Raw genomic sequence first — 17026 nt, 5'->3', positions numbered from 1 at the left:
CGGTCTTAACGCCGGCAGTCCTGCCCAAGCCGGTCGAGCGCCTGCGCCAGGCCCTTCAGCGAGAAGCTGTCGATCGTCTCGGTACCCTTGGCCGAGACCGCTTTTACGGTCAGATCGGCCGATTTGCGCATGGCTTCCACCATCCGCTCCTCCTCGGCCGCATTCTTGATCCAGAGGCCGTCGCCCTGGGTATACATCGCATAGGTTCCGCCGCCGACCTGGAGCGTCGATTCCGAGCCCGGCTTCACGGTGTAGCCGATCATGATCGAGACTTCGTTGACGACCTTCTCGGCCGGGCGGGTCGAGATGAAGGCATAGGCCGGATCGCGCGGTCGGTTCGGCGGGTTAGTCTTCGACGACGACGGCTTGGCGAGCGCAAAGCACACCTTCTTGCCGTTCGGCGATGCGGTGTAGGCGCCCCAGGTTCCGAATTGGCCGATCAGCGTCGGCTCAGCACCGCCGGCCGCAGCCGCGGCGGCCGAAGGCGCCGACTTTGCTGCTTCCTTGGCCGCATCCTTCCTGGGTGCAGCCTGCGCTGCCGCGAGGGAGATGATCCCGCACAGGATACAAGCCGCCAGTGATGTCAGAATCTGCCGCACAGCCAACTGGTTCCCCCATCATTGTGACTGCAAGATGGCCCGGCGATTCCCCCTCCGCCGGCTCGGATGGATAACCGGGAAACGCTTTTTTGGGAAGGCAGTTCGACCCGAACGCGCGTGCCGGCCACGGACGCACGCGCATCGTCGCATTTCAGCGCTCGTTGTCGCGCATCAGCCCTTGATCATCCCTCGATCAGCCCTTGGCGCGCGCCGCGCGTTGCTTCTCCCACTGTTCGTCGGTCCATTGCAGCAGGTCTTCGGCGCCGGAACTGCGCAAATGCGCGCCGCCGTCCTGCACCACCATCTCGCCGTTGATGTAGCCGGCCTGATCGGAGATCAGAAAGGTCGCCAGATTGGCGAGCTCCGAATGCTCGCCGGCGCGGCCGAGCGGATTGCGATGCGACCAGCTCTCGCCGCGCCCTTCGGGACGCAACTGTCCGGTGGCACCTGGCGTCGGGAAGGCGCCGGGCGCGATCGCCACGGTGCGGATGCCTTTCGGACCCCACTCGACGGCAAGGCTCTTGGTCATCGCCAGCACCGCTGTCTTGGCCATCGACGACGGCACCGTGAAGGCGCGGCCGGTGATGGTCGAGGTCGAGAGGATCGAGAGCACCACGCCCTTGTGCTTGCCTTCGATCCAGCGGCGGCCGGCGGCGAGCGTGCAGTACATCGTGCCATGCAGCGTCGGTGCGAGGATCGCGTCCGCCGCGCGGAATGACAAATGTTCGCTCTGCGCAATAAAGGTTGCGGCAGCATTGTTGACGAGAACGTCGATCGGCGCGTCCTGCCAGACCTGATCCATCATCGCCTCGACCGCGGCACCGTCACGGATATCGCAACGCGCGGTCGACACCTTGGCCCCGAGCTCGCTGCGGAATTTGCCTGCGGTTTCCTCCAGCAGCGTCTCGCGCCGGCCGCAGATGATCAGCTCGGCACCGAGTTCGGCGAAGCGGGCGCCCATCGCAGCACCAAGGCCGGAGCCGCCGCCGGTGATCAGGATGCGCTTTTTCGCTAGCAGGCCCTTTTCAAACATAGTTTGATCCCTCCGCACTGTATTGTCGCTCCGCCGCAAATCCGGCATGAAGCTTGTAGTCCAAGATCTTGCAGTTCTTTCTGCGTCCGAAACTCAGGTGTGTCCATGAAAGCCATCCTCTGCTCGCAATACTGTCAACCCGACGATCTCGTTCTGGCTGACGTGCCCGATCCGGTGGCCGGCCCGGGCGAAGCCGTGATCGCGATCAAGGCGGCGGCGCTGAATTTCTTCGACATCCTGATGATCCAGGGCAAGTACCAGATCAAGCCGCCGTTCCCATTCTCGCCGGCCGCCGAAGTCGCCGGCGTGATCGAGAGCATCGGTGCCGGCGTCACCGACCTGAAGGTCGGCGACCGCGTCGTTGCGTCATGCGGCCACAACGGCGCGCGCGACAAGATCGCGCTCCCGGCGAATACGATCGTGAAGATTCCCGACAATCTCGATTACGACCGCGCCGCCGGCATCATCATCATCTACGGCACCGCGCTGCATGCGCTGGAAGATCGCGCCAGCCCGAAGCCGGGCGAGACGCTCGCGGTGCTGGGCGCCGCCGGCGGCACCGGCCTTGCCGCGTGCGAGCTCGGCAAACTGATGGGCCTGAAGGTGATTGCCTGCGCGTCGTCGGACGAGAAGCTCGCATTCGCCAAGCAGCACGGCGCCGAGCTGACGCTGAACTACGCCAAGGAAGATCTCAAAGAAGGCCTGCGCAAGCTGACCGATGGCAAGGGCGCCGACATCGTGTTCGATCCGGTCGGCGGCGCCTATGCCGAGGCGGCGCTGCGCTCGACCGCATGGGAAGGCCGCTTCCTGGTGATCGGCTTTGCCGCCGGCGACATTCCGAAGATTCCGCTCAACCTCGCACTGCTGAAGGGTTGCGACATCCGCGGCGTGTTCTGGGGCGCGTGGGCGCGGCAGAATCCGGAGAAGAACCGCAAGAACCTCGAGAAGCTCGTGCAGTGGACCGCGGAAGGCAAGATCTCCTCGCATGTCGACCGGACCTTCTCGCTGTCGCAGACTGCAGAGGCCCTGAAAGTGCTCGCCGGCCGCAAGGCGATGGGCAAGGTGATCCTGCATCCGGGCAGCTGAGGACAAGTCCATCTTCTCCTTCCCCCTGAAAAGGGGGAAGGCCGGGATGGGGGTCCAGCCTCAGGCGATGCTGCAAGCGGAGAGAACAGATCCCCACCCGCTTTGCTCTGACGAGCAAAGCGACCTCCCCTTTTCAAGGGGAGGTTAGAACCTCACTCCACCGACACCCCGCGCTTCAACGCGGCGCGGGCGGCTTCGCGGTGCTCGGGCTTGATGTGGTTTGCCACCATGCGGATCGCGGTTGCGAGCACCGCGGCATCATCGGTGAAGCCGAGCACCGGCAGCATGTCCGGGATGAAATCGAACGGCAGGATGAAATAGACGATCGCGCCGAGCAGCGCGGCCTGCACATGGCGCGGCGTCTGCCGGTCGAAGGCGCAGTAATAGGCGGCCAGCAGATCCTCGGCGAAAGGCAGCCGCGCCACCACTTTCTTGAACTTGATCCAGAAGCGGCGGCGCAGGCTTTCGGGGTCCTGCGCCAACCGGTCGGCAGGCCCGAATCTCACGCCGCTGTCGGTCGACGGCATCGCAAGGTTCCCTCAGTGCCGCGCGACGGATCGGCGGCGGACGATGCGAATCTGGGGATGTCGGCCAACCGGCGCAAGGCTGCGCGGCAGCCGGGTCAACTGACCCCGAGCTGCCTTGCAATCGCGTTCATCGCCTTGGCGAGGTCGATATCGCGCTTGGTCACCCCGCCGACATCGTGGGTCGCCAGCACGACCTCGACCGTCTTGTAGACGTTCTTCCATTCGGGGTGATGATCGCTCTTCTCGGCGACCAAAGCGGCGCGCGCCATGAAGCCGAAGGCCTCGTTGAAGTCCTTGAACACGAAGGTCTTTGCGATCGCCTCGCGCCCGGCCAGCTCCGACCAGCCGGCCAGTTCCCAGAGCGCGGCCTTCCTGGCTTCCGCTGACAGCCTTTCAACCATGGTAACCCTCCCGTTTGGCGCCGACCTTAGCCTAACAACCGGCCTCCGGGGTGGATCCATGCCGAAAATATGGCCGAAATAGCGTCCTATCGCCGCTGGTAACCATGACGCAGATGTAACATCTGTGGCTCCGGGAATTTGCTACAAGTGCCCGATGTGTGCGCGTTGGTAGTTTTGCGAGATTGAGCCCCGACGATTGTTTGCGAGATCGATGACAGACGGCTCCGCCAGCATATCGCCCAAGCCGCTGCGCTCCGCAAAGCGACGGCTGATGTTCGTCTTGATCGCGGGCGCGCTCGCCATCATCGGCGCGACGATCGCCGGTTACTATTTCGCGGTGCGCCCGGTGACGCTGAAGATCGCGGTCGGTCCCGCCAACAGCGACGACGTCAAGGTGGTGCAGGCGCTGGCGCAGGCCTTCAACAACCAGCAGCACACCCAGGTCAAGCTCCGCCCGGTGCAAACCGACGGCGCCAGCGCCAGCGCGCAGACGCTGGCCGATGGCAAGGCCGACCTCGCCATCATCCGCGGCGATCTCGATGTGCCGAAGAATGCGCAGGCGGTCGCAACCTTGCGCAAGAACGTCGTGGTGATGTGGGTGCCGCCCGCAGCCAAGGGCAAGAGCAAGGGCCGCAAGGCTGCAAAGATCACCAAGATCGCACAGCTTGCCGGCCGCAAGATCGGCGTCGTCGGCCGCACGCCGGCCAACGTCAATCTGCTGAAGCTGATCCTGACGCAATACGGCGTCGACCCGATGAAGGTCGAGATCGTGCAGTTCCCGGCCAATGAAGCGGTCGACGCCATCAAGAACCTGAAGGCCGACGCCTATCTCGCCGTGGGGCCGGCCAACAGCAAGCTCACCATCGATGCGATCACGGCGTCGGCCAAGGACGGCGGCGAGCCCACGTTCCTGCCGATCGATGCGTCCGAGGCGATCGCGCAGAACCATCCGGCCTATGAGGCTGCGGAAATTCCCGCCGGCTCGCTCGGCTCGGCGGACCGGCCCGACGACGAGGTGAAGACGATCAGCTTCTCGCACCACATCGTCGCGCGAAAGGGCCTGTCGGACGCCACCGTCGCGGCCTTCACCCGGCAATTGTTCGCGATCCGGCAATCGCTCAAGAACGACTTCCCGCTCGCCGCCAAGATCGAGACGCCAGACACCGACAAGGACGCCACCATCCCGGTGCATCCCGGCGCGGCCGCCTTCGTCGATGGCGAGGAAAAGACCTTCCTCGACCGCTACAGCGATTACATCTGGTGGAGCCTGATGGCGTTCTCGGCGATGGGCTCGGCCGGTGCATGGTTCGCCGGCTATCTCAAGCAGGACGAACGCAACACCAACACCTCGCAGCGCGAGCGCCTGCTGGAGATGCTGAAGACTGCGCGGCAGAGCGATTCGACCGACGAGCTCGACCAGCTGCAGGCGGAAGCCGACGACATCCTGCGCCACACGCTGGACTGCTTCGAGCACGGCGCCATCGAGGAAGGCACGCTGACCGCGTTCAACATCGCGCTCGAGCAGTTCCATAACGCCGTCGCCGACCGCAAGGCGCTGCTGCTCAGCATGCCGCAGAATTTGCAGCGCGCGGCGAGCCAGTTCAGGGCGGCGGGCACGGCGTAGGTCTCCATACTGCACGACTACGCCATCGGCGAACGAACTCTCTCCGTTCCCTCCCCCCTTGCGGGCCCCCGCAAGGGGGGAAGGAGCCTGACGTGCGTGCCCACCTTACGAAGCGCACTGTCTCTGACATCCCGCGCACCACCCCTGTAATCTCACCGTCATGGAATTTTTCTAGGTCTGTCCTCGCCCGCGGCGCATTGTCGCTGTGACCTTAAGGAGGCTCCCCATGACGATCCGGTTCTCGCGAAATCTGACCCGCCGACGCTTTCTCTCGACGGCTGCTGCGGCCGGCGCCGGCGTGATCGCGATGCCCTACCTGTCACGCGCCGCCGATCGCCCGGTGATCACCCATGGCGTGCAGTCCGGCGATGTCGGCGTCGACGGCGGCGTGGTATGGGCGCGTGCGGACCGGCCGTCGCAGATGATGGTCGAGGTCGCGACGACAGATTCGTTCAAGAATGCCCGCGCGCTGCCGCCGATCACGGCGCTGCCGGAGAGCGACTTCACCGCAAAGATGCTGCTGGAGAATCTGCCCTCGGGCCAGGACATCTTCTATCGCGTCCGCTTCCGCGACCTCGCCCATATCGACGTGGTCGGCGAGCCCGTGGTCGGCCGCTTCCGCACCGCGCCGAGCGACCGTCGCGACGTCTCGTTCGTGTGGGGCGGCGACGTCGCCGGCCAAGGCTGGGGTATCAACCCCGATGACGGCGGCATGATCACGTTCGCGGCGATGAAGAAGCACGCCCCGGACTTCTTCCTGCATTCCGGCGACACCATCTACGCCGACGGCGTCATCACCGCCGAGCAGAAGCAGCCCGACGGCAAGATCTGGAAGAACATCACGATCCCGGAGAAGGCCAAGGTCGCCGAGACGCTCGACGAATACCGCGCCGCGCACAAATACAATTTCCTCGACTCCAACCTGCGCGCCTTCAATGCCGAGGTGCCGATCTTCGTGCAGTGGGACGACCACGAGGTGACCAACAACTGGTCGCTGTCGAAGCAGCTGCCGGCGGCCTACAAGGAGCGCGACATCACCGTGCTGGCCGCGCGCGCGGCAAAGGCCTTCCACGAGATGTATCCGATGCGCGAGAGCATCGTCGAGCCGGGCCGGGTCTATCGCACGCTGAGCTACGGCCCGCATCTCGACGTCTTCATGCTCGACGAGCGCAGCTATCGCGGCCCCAACGGTCCCAATCTGCAGGAGACCTACGGACCCGACGCCTATTTCATCGGCCCGGATCAGATGGCCTGGCTGAAGCGCGCGCTGCTCAACTCGCGCGCCACCTGGAAGGTGATCGCCTCCGACATGCCGCTGTCGCTGATCGTCTATGACGATGCGACCAACAAGAAGGGCTCGGAAGCCTTCGCACAGGGCGACGGACCGGCGCGCGGCCGCGAGCTCGAGATCGCCGACATCCTGCGCTTCATCAAGACCGCGGGGATCGTCAACACGGTGTGGCTGACCGCCGACGTGCACTACGCGGCTGCGCACTACTACAACCCGAACAAGGCCCAGTTCCAGGAGTTCGATCCGTTCTGGGAATTCGTCTCCGGCCCGCTGCATGCCGGCACGTTCGGTCCGAATGAGCTCGACAACACGTTTGGCCCCGAGGTGAAGTTCGTCAAGGCGCCGGGCGAAGCCAACCAGAACCTGCCGCCGTCGGCCGGCATGCAGTTCTTCGGCCACGTCAAGATCGACGGCAGGAGCGGGCAGATGACGGTGAGCCTGCGTGACCGCGTCGACGCCGAACTGTGGGCGATCACGCTCGATCCGAAGCCGGTGTAGTCGCGGCCACGACGGAGCCTGGCGCCCCTGTCCTCGACGCCCCTGCCCCGAAAGCAAGGGCGCCGCGATTGACGGGGGATGGACGCGACCTTCCTCTTCCGGTACCGATATCAGAGCCGTTATGCTGGGGGCCCGGAGGGGCGGAGCATGAGGCGCTGCGAATTCTTTCGCGTGCTCGGTGGCGTCGTCGCGAGGTTTCGGCCTCGCCGCTTGATTGTGGTCGCGATCGCGGTGTTCGCGCTGCTGCCGATCAAGGCCGGCGATGCCGGCTGGCTGCCTGATCTCTTCAAGACCTCATCCAAGCAAGCCAAATCGCCCAAGCACGCGAAGTCGGCGCGGCAATCGACAAGGTACGCCAAATTGGCGAAGCACCGCGCGCCATCAAAGCCTCGCGCCACGCGGCTTGCCGCGCTTGGACCGATCGCCCTGCCGCGATCCGCAGCCAAGCCGACCGCGGCCGCATGCGATCCCACAACATTCCGGATCGTGCTGGATGTCGGACATACCGCCGAATCGGAGGGCGCGATCAGCGCGCGCAATGTCGCCGAGTTCGCCTTCAACCGGCGCCTTGCGCAGCTGATCGAGGAAAGGCTGAAGGCCGAAGGCTTTGCCGAAACCAGGCTGCTGCTGACCGAAGGCAAGGCGCGGCCGAGCCTGTTCAGGCGGGTCGCGAGCGCCAACAATCTGCACGCGGATCTGCTGCTGTCGATCCACCACGACTCCGTGCCCAACAAGATGCTCGAGGACTGGGAGTTCGGGGGCAAGAAGAGCCACTACAGCGACCGCTTCAGCGGTTACTCCGTGTTCGTCTCGCGGGAGAATCCGGACTTCAGGACGAGTCTTCGATTCGCCGAACTGGTCGCGAGGGAAATGAAGGCTGGGGGGTTGCGCTATGCCGCGCAATATAGCCTGCCCATCATGGGCAGCAACCAGCACCCGCTGCTGAACAAGGACACCGGCGTCTACAGCTATGACGAGCTGATCGTGCTGCGAAAGAGCGCGATGCCCGCGGTCCTGCTCGAGGCCGGCTCGATCATCAACCGCGACGAAGAGCTCGCAATGGGCTCGCCCGAGCGTCGCAACATCATCGCCGGCGGCGTCGCCTCTGCCGTGAAGGAATTCTGCGATCCGCGCTGGGCGCTGCTCGGCCCGCTTTGACGCCTCGCTGATCTCATTCCCGCTTGCCGGCCTTGAGCTCGGCGAATTTGGCCAGCGCCTGTTCGAACTTGGCGTTGAACAGCCACATCGCGTCGAGGATTTCGCGGAAGGTCGCGGACGTTCGGGCCCGGTCGGCTCGGCCGAAGGCAAAGACGCTGTTGTTTCGCAGATATCCCATGATCCTGGGATCGGAGATCCTGTAACCCGTGAGATTGCCCGACCGGAGCGCGGCCCTGGTCGGCGTCGGAATGATCTGGATCAGCTCGAACAGCTTCATCTGATCGATCGGATTGGGCAGGGCTCGTGCGATCGCCGGGACCTGCGGGAAAATCTCCGCGTGCGCGTTCATCAGGCCGTCGCGCACCGCAGTCCAGTGATTGAACCGGTGATCGAGGTTGGCGGCCCGGGCCTCTTCCCTGTCGTCGCGACGGCTCAGCGCAGGATCCAGCGTCGTGATCGATGGTTTGATCGCGGCCCACTTCCTTCGACCGTTACGATCCTCCGACGGACCGGTCTGCAGGCTGCCCTTGTAGGTGTTCGATCGGGCATTACCGGCATTTTGCTTGCCGTCCGTCTCGGCAAAGAACAGGCCGAGGCTGATCCGGCCGGCGACAGTAGCGTCGGCGGCATCCAGACCCCTGGCGCGCGCAATCACCGTCGCCAGATCGACCACGTCCTCGAACGGCGTCCCGGAGCTCTGTGCGCTTGCAGGCGGCGCCTCCATCACATCGAACAGCTTCCTATACTCATCGAGCAGCGGCTCATTGTCGGCATCGAAATAGGCCGGAGGGATTCCGAATCTGTTGGGTCTTCCAATCCTGGTCGGAAGCGCATCGGTGAGATCCTTGTAGGCGCTCATCATCTCGACCCGCGCAAGGTAAACGGCCTGGCCCGGCAGGTCGGGCAGCGGCTGACGGGAATCGATCTGCGCCCGTCGCTGGCGCAGGATCGAGACGAAGTCCTTCAGGGCATTGTCGTAAGTCTTGAGCGCGGCCGATTGCTCGCTCGTCAGCGTGGCCGGCCCGGCAATCGCGGGAGACACCAAGCTACCGACGACGGTCCAGGCAAGCGGCGGCGCGAGGAGCAGCCCGAGCGAGAGCGCCGCTGCACGCGCAGCGGCGGACGTCCTGATCGCCATGACGGCTTCCCGATGCCTGTGCGTCGCCGAATCCGATAGTCCGGATGGTAGACGACGAACGCGCCGCCGGCGAGGCCGAAGCCTGGCGATCGGTCAGTGCCCATTTCTCAGCGCGGCTTCGAGCGCCTCGCTCGTACACGGCTTGGTCAGCCGCAGCTTGCCGGCGAACGATTCCGGCAGCCTGATATCGGCGCCGTAGCCCGTGACGAACGCGAACGGCACCTTCAATGCATCGAGCCGCTCGGCGATCGCGAAGGTCTTCTCGCCCCGGACGAGACCGACGTCGAGCAGCGCGAAATCCGGCGCGCGCTCGGCGATCAATTCGAGCGCGCGGGCGACATTCGCCGCGGTGCGCACCGTCCGGGCGCCGAAGCCCAGGATGGTGTCCTCGAAATAGAGCGAGATGATCGGATCGTCCTCGACCACGAGGACGTCACCGGGCATGCCGGCATTGGGAGCGGATTCCATGGCACGGTGTCCATTTGCTTCGATGATGGATAAGAGACCGGATCAGTCCGGCCGGATGGCCCGCGACCGGCGCCCGAAAGCACGCCGGCTGTTCCCGAAATGAAACCACCACATCGTGAGCGGCCGCGTCTGTTCACTAGTGCACATAAAATCGGGAACTTTTTAATTATGGTCGGCGTTGGGTCTTCAGGATTTTCCAATGATTGCGAAACGGACCGATTTGGCCGGGACGAACGACCGGCCGTTCAACAACCTGTTGCGCCGGCTGAACGCCGCCGACTACGAGCTGATCGCACCGCACCTTGCGGTGGTCGATGCTGCGGCCGGCGAGCTGCTCTACAATCCCGGCGACGACGTCCAGATCGTGCATTTCCCATGTGGGCCCAGCCTTGCGTCCTACATGGTGGCCAACGAGGACGGCCGCGACGTCGAGACCATCCTGGTCGGCCGCGAGGGCGCGGTCGGCGGCATCGTCAGCCAGGGATTCCTGCCGGCCTTCACCCGCATCACCGTCAAGTTCGGCGGGCCATTCGCGCGGCTGCCGATCAGCAAGCTCGACGCCGCCAAGCTGAAGTCGATCTCGGTGCGCAACATCTTCGCGCGCTACGCCGACTGCATGCTGGCGCAGATCTTCCAGGCGACCGCTTGCAATGCGATCCACTCGATCGAGCAGCGCGCCGCGAAATGGATCATCTCGGCCATGGAGCGCACCGACGGCAACGGTGTGGTGCCGCTGACGCATGAGCAGCTCTCGACCCTGCTCGGCGTCGGCCGCAGCTACACCAGCCGCGTGATCCAGAACTTCAAGGCGGAGGGCGTGCTGGACACGCGCCGCGGCGCGATCGTGATCCGCGACCCAGACAAGCTCAAGCTGCGCTCCTGCCTGTGCAACGACGCGGTGAAGGATCACTTCGAGGAAGTGCTGCGCGGGGTGTATCCAAGCGAAGACAACCCGGCGAACTAGACGGCCGGCCGCAATCGGGAACCCGCTATCGTCCACCGCGAAAATCACGTTACACTCGCCGCATGAGCGGGGCTGGACTTCACGCCATTTTCGACGTTGCAGCATGGTGCGCAGCCGCCATCGCGATGTGGTGGCTATCGCGGGTGCGCGGGCTGCAATTCCCGCGGCAATCCTTCGAGCTGACGTACATCGCCGCGCTGGTGTTCGGCGCCGGCATCGGCGCCTACATCTTCGGCACGCTGAACCTGTGGTTCTCGGGCATGTCCGGCATCGCCCGCTCGGTCGAGGGCGCGCTGGCGGGCGGCATCCTCGCGATCGAGCTCTACAAATGGCGGCACGGCATCTCGCTGCGCACCGGGGCGCGGTTCGCGCTGCCGCTTGCGGTCGGCGTCGCGGTCGGCCGGCTCGGCTGCTATTGCGCGGGGCTCGAGGATTTCACCTATGGCACGCCGACCGCGCTGCCCTGGGGCCATGATTTCGGCGACGGCATCCGGCGCCATCCGGTGCAGCTCTATGAGAGCCTGGCGATGACGGCGTTCGCGATCTTCTATGTCTGGGCCGTGTTGAACCGCAACGCCGCTGTCATCACCAATGGATTCTACCTCGTGCTGTTCTACTACGGCCTGCAGCGCTTCGTGTGGGAGTTCATCAAGCCCTATGGCGCGCTGATCGGCCCGTTCTCGCTGTTCCACCTGCTGTCGCTGTTTGTCATGGTCTATGCCGCCGTCATGCTGACGACGGCGCCGAATGTGAGGGTGAAGCATGAACGCGCCGCTGCGTAAGTCCCGCCCCTACATCTTCTGGGGCCAGACCCAATCATTGTGCGAGACCTGCCTGGCCCTGGTTCCGACCAAGATCCAGATCTCAGGCAACGAGGTCTGGTACGAGAAGCGCTGCAAGCAGCACGGCGTGCAGTCGACCCTGGTCTCGACCGATGCGGCCTATTGGCGGCTGTGCAAGGACTTCATCAAGCCCGGCGACCGGCCGCTCGCCTTCCAGCGCCACACCGAATTCGGCTGTCCCTATGATTGCGGGCTGTGCCCGGACCATGAGCAGCACTCCTGCCTGGCGCTGATCGAGGTCACCGAGCACTGCAACCTGACCTGCCCGGTGTGCTTCGCGGACTCCTCGCCCGCCCGCACCAGCTTCACGCCGCTGGCCAAGATCGAGACAATGCTCGACGCGCTGGTGGCGAGCGAGGGCGAGCCCGACCTCGTGCAGATTTCCGGCGGCGAGCCGACGCTGCATCCGGATTTCTTCGCCATTCTGGATGCGGTGCGCGCCCGCCCGATCCGTCACGTCATGATCAACACCAACGGCCTCAGGATCGCGCGCGAGCCGGACTTCGTGGCCAAGCTCGCCGAAAACAAGCGCGGGCTGGAAGTCTATCTGCAGTTCGATTCGCTCAAGCGCGAGGCGCTGATCAATCTGCGCGGCGCGGACCTACGCAAGATCCGCCAGCAGGCGCTGGAGAATCTCGAGCGCGCGGGCGTCTCGACCACGCTGGTCGCCACCGTCAAGCGCGGCGTCAACGATGCCGAGATCGGCGATATCGTCCGCCACGCGCTGACATGGAAATGCGTGCGCGGCGTCACGCTGCAGCCGGTGCAGGACGCCGGCCGCAACGAGCATTTCAACAAGGACACCGACCGCATCATGCTGTCGGAGATTCGCCAGCGCGTGATCGAGACCGGGGTGTTCGGCGACAAGGACATGATCCCGCTGCCGTGCAATCCCGAGAGCATCTCGATCGGGTACGGCCTGCGCAACGGCGAGAAAGTGCTGCCGCTGACCTCGCTGTTTCAGCAGGAGCAGCTCGTCGCCGTGATGCCGAACACGATCAGCCCGGAGAAATATCCGGTGCTGCGCGAGAAGTTCGTCGATTTGTTCTCGCTGTCGTCGGGACCATCAAACACCTCAGAGCGGGTCTGCGAGTTGCTGTGCTGCCTGCCGAGCTTCGAGGTGCCGGACGGCCTCAGCTACGAGAACGTGTTCCGCGTCACCATCGTGCAGTTTCTCGATCGCTTCAATTTCTGCGTCGGCAACGTCAAGCGGAGCTGCATCCACTTCGTCACCGAGAGCGGTGCGATTATCCCGTTCGACACCTACAACCTGTTCTACCGCGATGGAAAGATCGACGGCATTCGCGCCGCGCTCGCCGGCCAGACCTACCGGGAGACACGGCAGAGCGAGGAGGTGCCGCGATGAGCGACGAGAGCCGGCCCATCAATCCGGACGGATCTCCGCCCTCGCTGCCTTCGCCGCTTCCGCCACGGCGCGGCGGCTGTGCGACCGCGTTCATGGCGCTATTCGGGTTGTTCCTGCTGCTGCCCGGGCTCTGTGCACTCCTGATCGGGGGCAGCACCGTCTTCGATTCGCGCCCCGATCCCTCGCTACTTTCCCTGGCCCTGCTCGGGCTCGCCGTCGGCTTCGCCGGCGTGATGCTGGTCCGCGCCGCGATCAAGGGAAGCTCATGAGCAATCTGGACCAGCCCCCACGAGAACCGAGACTGCCGGCGGCTGCACGATCTTGATGCTGATCGTCGGGGTGCTTCTGCTGGTCCCGGGCGCCCTCTGTGTGGTCCTCAACGTCACCCTGGGCGGCTCCGGCAACCCGCTCACCGGGGTCTCGGTGCTGGTGACGCTTGTTGGGCTTGGGCTGGTCGTGTTCGCGCGTGCGCAGAAGCGAGGCTGAATCACACCCGAAAAGCCCATCAAAACCAGCCTCCGGAGCGAAAATCGGCCCTCAAAACGGCCAATAAACCATTGTTTTTTGACGTTTTCCGACTATATTGCGCCGCAACGCGCAAGGTGCCCGGTCCTCTGACCGGGCTTCCTTTTTGGGGTGATGCGTCCCCGTCAAATTTCTTGGGTATGAGCGTGATCCGGGCCCCTGAGGGGCCACGCGAGCGAGCGGCCGGCCAAACTGGTCCGGCGAGATCGCGCATCTGACCATTGCACGACCAGAAGAAGAGCCATGAACCTTCGCAACGTCGCCATCATCGCCCACGTCGACCACGGCAAGACCACCCTCGTCGACCGCCTGCTGCAGCAATCCGGCACCTTCCGTGAGAACCAGAAGGTCACCGAACGCGCCATGGACTCCAACGACCTGGAGCGTGAGCGCGGCATCACCATCCTGGCCAAGGCGGCCTCGGTGCAGTGGAAGGACATTCGCGTCAACATCGTCGACACCCCCGGCCACGCCGATTTCGGCGGTGAGGTCGAGCGCATCCTCAACATGGTGGACGGCGCGCTGGTGCTGGTCGACGCCGCCGAGGGTCCGCTGCCGCAGACCAAGTTCGTGGTGTCGAAGGCGCTCAAGATCGGCCTCAAGCCGATCGTGGTGATCAACAAGGTCGACCGTCCCGACGCGCGCCCGACCGAAGTGATCAACGAGGTGTTCGACCTGTTCGCAGCGCTCGACGCCAGCGAGGAGCAGCTCGACTTCCCGATCCTGTACGGATCGGCCAAGCAGGGCTGGATGGCGGAGAGCCCGGAGGGCCCGAAGGACCTCGGCATGCAGCCGCTGTTCGACCTGATCGTACGTCATGTCGAGCCGCCGAAGGTCGAGGAAGGTCCGTTCCGCATGATCGGCACCATCCTCGAAGCCAACCCCTATCTCGGCCGCATCATCACCGGCCGCATCTCCTCCGGCTCGATCAAGCCGAACCAGCAGGTCAAGGTGCTGTCCGCCGACGGCAAGCTGATCGAAACCGGCCGCCTGACCAAGATCCTCGCCTTCCGCGGCCTCGAGCGCACCCCGCTGGAAGAGGCCGAGGCCGGCGACATCGTCGCGATCGCGGGCCTCACCAAGGGCACCGTCGCCGACACCTTCTGCGATCCCAGCGTCGAGACGCCGCTGCCGGCCCAGCCGATCGATCCGCCGACGGTGTCGATGTCGTTCATCGTCAACAACTCGCCGCTCGCCGGCACCGAAGGCGACAAGGTGACCTCGCGCATGATCCGCGACCGCCTGATGCGCGAGGCCGAGGGCAACGTCGCGCTGCGCGTCGTCGAGGCCGCCGACAAGGATTCCATGGAAGTCTCCGGCCGCGGCGAATTGCAGCTCGCGATCCTGATCGAGACCATGCGCCGCGAGGGCTTTGAGCTCTCGGTGTCGCGCCCGCGCGTCGTGCTGCAGAAGGACGAGGCCACCGGCGCCTGGCAGGAGCCGATCGAGGAGGTCGTGATCGACGTCGACGAGGAGCATTCCGGCGTCGTCGTGCAGAAGATGAGCGAGCGCAAGGCCGAGATGATCGAGATGCGGCCGTCCGGCGGCAACCGCCTGCGGCTGGTGTTCTACGCGCCGACCCGCGGCCTGATCGGCTACCAGGGCGAACTGCTCACCGATACCCGCGGCACCGCGATCATGAACCGCATCTTCCACGGCTATGCCGCCTACAAGGGCGAGATCCAGGGCCGCCGCAACGGCGTGCTGATCTCCAACGACCAGGGCGAAGCGGTGGCCTATGCGATGTTCAAGCTGGAAGACCGCGGCCCGATGATGATCGAGCCGGGCTGGAAGGTCTACAAAGGCATGATCGTCGGCGAGCACACCCGCGACAACGATCTCGAGATCAACGTGCTGAAGGGCAAGCAGCTCACCAACATCCGCACCACCTCGAAGGACGAAGCGGTGCGCCTGACCCCGCCGATCCGGATGACCTTGGAAAAGGCGCTCGCCTATATCGAGGACGACGAACTCGTCGAGGTGACGCCGAAGTCGATCCGGCTGCGCAAGAAGCATCTCGATCCGAACGACCGCAAGCGCGCCGAAAAGGCCAAGGAAGCGGTGGCGTAAGCCTCATCTGTCGTGCCCCGGCTCGACCGGGGCACCCAGTACGCCGCGGCTGATCGGCTCAATCTCCGCTGTCTCCGGAATACGGGATCACCCGCATGCGCATGCGCGGGTGATGACAGTCATGCATGCGGCGGCTTCAGGCCCGGCGGCGGACGTGCTAGAGCCGGGACATGAGCTCCCTCCCTTCCACGGTCAATGTTGCCATCATCGGCGCCGGCGCCGCCGGCCTCGGCGCCGCGCATGCGCTGAAGGGCAGCGGTCTTTCCGCCATCGTGCTGGAAGCCCGCGACCGTCTTGGCGGCCGCGCGCATACGATCCAGGCCGCGCCCGACGTGGTGTTCGACGTCGGCTGCGGCTGGCTGCACTCGGCCGACCAGAACAGCTTTGTCGGCATCGCCCAGCAGCTCGGCTTCGAGCTCAACAAGGACCTCCCGCCGTGGCGCGAACGGGCCTACGGCGAGGCGTTTCCGCTGGCCGACCGCGATGACTTCACGCTGGCCCTCGACGATTTCTACGATCGAATCGAGCGGGCCGCTCAGCAAGGCAAGGACTCCCCGGCCAATCTGTACCTCGAGCCCGGCAATCGCTGGAACCCGATGATCGATGCGATCTCGACCTATGTGAATGGCTGCGAGCTCGACCAGGTCTCGATCCTCGACGTCGACGCCTATGAGGATACCAACATCAACTGGCGGGTGCGGCGCGGCTATGGCGCGCTGATCGCGGCCTATGGCGCGCAGGTTCCAGTCGCGCTGAACTGCGAGGTCAGGCTGATCGATCACGCAGGCCCGCGCCTGCGCATCGAGACATCGCGCGGCGTGCTGGAGGCGGACAAGGCGATCGTCACCGTGCCGACCAATCTGATCGCCATTGAGGCGATCCGCTTTGTCCCTGCGCTGCCCGACAAGCTCGACGCCGCGCGCGGCCTGCCGCTCGGCCTTGCCGACAAGGTGACGCTGGCGCTCGCCGAGCCCGAGGCGCTGCCAAGGGAAGGCAATCTGCGCGGCGCCACCATGCGCACCGAGATGGGCACCTATCACATCCGCCCGTTCGGCCAGCCCTGCATCGAGGGCTTCTTCGGCGGCCGTTTTGCGCAACAGCTCGAAGATGCCGGCGACGGCGCCATCGCCGCCCACAGCATCGACGAGATCGTCTCCTTCCTCGGCAATGATTTCCGCCGCAAGCTGACGCCGCTCAGCGAATCCCGCTGGGCCCACGACCCGTTCGCCCGCGGCTCCTACTCGCACGCGCTGCCCGGCCACGCCGACAAGCGCGCCGTGCTGGCCGCACCGGTCGACGGCCGGCTGTTCTTCGCCGGCGAGGCGACGTCACCGCATTTCTTCTCGACGGCGCATGGAGCAAGGGACTCGGGGGAGCGGGCGGCGAAGGAAGTGGTGTCGGAGGCGGCGCGCAAGTAGCCGCATCGTCATCGCGAG

The 17026-nt window shown here is 65.1% G+C and carries 17 protein-coding genes; 11 read left to right on the top strand and 6 right to left on the bottom strand.

Translation table 11 applies throughout. From position 1 onward, the window contains the following. Positions 1-5: 5 nt before the first annotated feature. Positions 6-599: an invasion associated locus B family protein gene (locus AKN83_RS36835; protein WP_430641599.1), complete on the bottom strand. Its 594-nt coding sequence runs from the start codon at positions 597-599 to the stop codon at positions 6-8. 193 nt (positions 600-792) lie between these two features. Next, a complete protein-coding gene (locus tag AKN83_RS36830) occupies positions 793-1632 on the bottom strand; it encodes an SDR family oxidoreductase (RefSeq protein ID WP_050404941.1) in 840 nt (279 codons plus the stop codon). 105 nt (positions 1633-1737) lie between these two features. Between AKN83_RS36830 and AKN83_RS36825 the strand changes: the two genes are divergently transcribed. After that, complete coding sequence (locus AKN83_RS36825; protein WP_050404940.1) at positions 1738-2718, top strand: NADPH:quinone oxidoreductase family protein; 981 nt, start codon at positions 1738-1740, stop codon at positions 2716-2718. Positions 2719-2870: 152 nt separating this feature from the next. Here the strand turns inward: AKN83_RS36825 and AKN83_RS36820 are convergent, their stop codons facing one another. Both AKN83_RS36820 and AKN83_RS36815 read right to left on the bottom strand, forming a co-directional pair. Then, positions 2871-3245: a YkvA family protein gene (locus AKN83_RS36820; RefSeq protein ID WP_050404939.1), complete on the bottom strand. Its 375-nt coding sequence runs from the start codon at positions 3243-3245 to the stop codon at positions 2871-2873. Between the two features lie 95 nt (positions 3246-3340). Continuing rightward, a complete protein-coding gene (locus AKN83_RS36815) occupies positions 3341-3646 on the bottom strand; it encodes a 4a-hydroxytetrahydrobiopterin dehydratase (RefSeq protein WP_050404938.1) in 306 nt (101 codons plus the stop codon). 211 nt (positions 3647-3857) lie between these two features. On the opposite strand from AKN83_RS36815, the gene AKN83_RS36810 reads away from it, so the two are divergent. The 3 genes from AKN83_RS36810 to AKN83_RS36800 all read left to right on the top strand — a co-directional run bounded on the left by AKN83_RS36810 (position 3858) and on the right by AKN83_RS36800 (position 8217). After that, complete coding sequence (locus tag AKN83_RS36810; protein WP_244522233.1) at positions 3858-5270, top strand: TAXI family TRAP transporter solute-binding subunit; 1413 nt, start codon at positions 3858-3860, stop codon at positions 5268-5270. Between the two features lie 226 nt (positions 5271-5496). Further along, positions 5497-7059 (top strand): alkaline phosphatase D family protein, encoded by a 1563-nt coding sequence (locus AKN83_RS36805; protein WP_050400803.1) that lies wholly within the window; start codon positions 5497-5499, stop codon positions 7057-7059. 147 nt (positions 7060-7206) lie between these two features. Further along, positions 7207-8217, top strand: a complete 1011-nt coding sequence (locus AKN83_RS36800; protein WP_244522232.1) for an N-acetylmuramoyl-L-alanine amidase family protein — start codon at positions 7207-7209, stop codon at positions 8215-8217. A gap of 13 nt (positions 8218-8230) precedes the next feature. Here AKN83_RS36800 and AKN83_RS36795 read toward each other — a convergent pair whose 3' ends face one another. Continuing rightward, the gene (locus tag AKN83_RS36795) at positions 8231-9355 is read right to left on the bottom strand and encodes a hypothetical protein (RefSeq protein ID WP_050400802.1); all 1125 of its coding nucleotides are present in this window, start codon (positions 9353-9355) and stop codon (positions 8231-8233) included. A 93-nt stretch (positions 9356-9448) separates the two neighbouring features. Then, positions 9449-9823 (bottom strand): response regulator, encoded by a 375-nt coding sequence (locus AKN83_RS36790; RefSeq protein WP_050400801.1) that lies wholly within the window; start codon positions 9821-9823, stop codon positions 9449-9451. A 199-nt stretch (positions 9824-10022) separates the two neighbouring features. On the opposite strand from AKN83_RS36790, the gene AKN83_RS36785 reads away from it, so the two are divergent. The 7 genes from AKN83_RS36785 (at position 10023) to AKN83_RS36760 (ending at position 17008) form a co-directional block, all read left to right on the top strand. Further along, positions 10023-10787 (top strand): Crp/Fnr family transcriptional regulator, encoded by a 765-nt coding sequence (locus tag AKN83_RS36785; protein WP_050400800.1) that lies wholly within the window; start codon positions 10023-10025, stop codon positions 10785-10787. Between the two features lie 62 nt (positions 10788-10849). Next, on the top strand, positions 10850-11569 hold the full coding sequence (locus tag AKN83_RS36780) for a prolipoprotein diacylglyceryl transferase (RefSeq protein WP_050400799.1): 720 nt from the start codon (positions 10850-10852) through the stop codon (positions 11567-11569). Continuing rightward, positions 11550-12995 (top strand): radical SAM protein, encoded by a 1446-nt coding sequence (locus AKN83_RS36775; RefSeq protein WP_050400798.1) that lies wholly within the window; start codon positions 11550-11552, stop codon positions 12993-12995. The genes AKN83_RS36780 and AKN83_RS36775 overlap by 20 nt, the downstream gene beginning before the upstream one ends. Further along, positions 12992-13264: a hypothetical protein gene (locus AKN83_RS36770; RefSeq protein WP_050400797.1), complete on the top strand. Its 273-nt coding sequence runs from the start codon at positions 12992-12994 to the stop codon at positions 13262-13264. The genes AKN83_RS36775 and AKN83_RS36770 overlap by 4 nt, the downstream gene beginning before the upstream one ends. A 52-nt stretch (positions 13265-13316) precedes the next feature. Then, positions 13317-13481: a hypothetical protein gene (locus tag AKN83_RS40800; protein ID WP_172803672.1), complete on the top strand. Its 165-nt coding sequence runs from the start codon at positions 13317-13319 to the stop codon at positions 13479-13481. A gap of 282 nt (positions 13482-13763) precedes the next feature. Further along, on the top strand, positions 13764-15590 hold the full coding sequence (typA, locus tag AKN83_RS36765; protein WP_050400796.1) for a translational GTPase TypA: 1827 nt from the start codon (positions 13764-13766) through the stop codon (positions 15588-15590). A 170-nt stretch (positions 15591-15760) separates the two neighbouring features. After that, complete coding sequence (locus AKN83_RS36760; RefSeq protein WP_050400795.1) at positions 15761-17008, top strand: flavin monoamine oxidase family protein; 1248 nt, start codon at positions 15761-15763, stop codon at positions 17006-17008. Positions 17009-17026 lie beyond the last annotated feature (18 nt).

Source organism: Bradyrhizobium embrapense (assembly GCF_001189235.2).
Taxonomy (GTDB): Bacteria; Pseudomonadota; Alphaproteobacteria; order Rhizobiales; family Xanthobacteraceae; genus Bradyrhizobium; species Bradyrhizobium embrapense.
Note: the sequence above shows the minus strand (reverse complement) of the source record. Positions and strands in the feature narration are given on the sequence as shown.

Coding starts and splice junctions, on each gene's coding strand:
- AKN83_RS36830 (WP_050404941.1), bottom strand. CDS start 1,632: ATGTTTGAAAAGGGCCTGCTAGCGAAAAAGCGCATCCTGATCACCGGC.
- AKN83_RS36825 (WP_050404940.1), top strand. CDS start 1,738: ATGAAAGCCATCCTCTGCTCGCAATACTGTCAACCCGACGATCTCGTT.
- AKN83_RS36820 (WP_050404939.1), bottom strand. CDS start 3,245: ATGCCGTCGACCGACAGCGGCGTGAGATTCGGGCCTGCCGACCGGTTG.
- AKN83_RS36815 (WP_050404938.1), bottom strand. CDS start 3,646: ATGGTTGAAAGGCTGTCAGCGGAAGCCAGGAAGGCCGCGCTCTGGGAA.
- AKN83_RS36810 (WP_244522233.1), top strand. CDS start 3,858: ATGACAGACGGCTCCGCCAGCATATCGCCCAAGCCGCTGCGCTCCGCA.
- AKN83_RS36805 (WP_050400803.1), top strand. CDS start 5,497: ATGACGATCCGGTTCTCGCGAAATCTGACCCGCCGACGCTTTCTCTCG.
- AKN83_RS36800 (WP_244522232.1), top strand. CDS start 7,207: ATGAGGCGCTGCGAATTCTTTCGCGTGCTCGGTGGCGTCGTCGCGAGG.
- AKN83_RS36795 (WP_050400802.1), bottom strand. CDS start 9,355: ATGGCGATCAGGACGTCCGCCGCTGCGCGTGCAGCGGCGCTCTCGCTC.
- AKN83_RS36790 (WP_050400801.1), bottom strand. CDS start 9,823: ATGGAATCCGCTCCCAATGCCGGCATGCCCGGTGACGTCCTCGTGGTC.
- AKN83_RS36785 (WP_050400800.1), top strand. CDS start 10,023: ATGATTGCGAAACGGACCGATTTGGCCGGGACGAACGACCGGCCGTTC.
- AKN83_RS36780 (WP_050400799.1), top strand. CDS start 10,850: ATGAGCGGGGCTGGACTTCACGCCATTTTCGACGTTGCAGCATGGTGC.
- AKN83_RS36775 (WP_050400798.1), top strand. CDS start 11,550: ATGAACGCGCCGCTGCGTAAGTCCCGCCCCTACATCTTCTGGGGCCAG.
- AKN83_RS36770 (WP_050400797.1), top strand. CDS start 12,992: ATGAGCGACGAGAGCCGGCCCATCAATCCGGACGGATCTCCGCCCTCG.
- typA (WP_050400796.1), top strand. CDS start 13,764: ATGAACCTTCGCAACGTCGCCATCATCGCCCACGTCGACCACGGCAAG.
- AKN83_RS36760 (WP_050400795.1), top strand. CDS start 15,761: ATGAGCTCCCTCCCTTCCACGGTCAATGTTGCCATCATCGGCGCCGGC.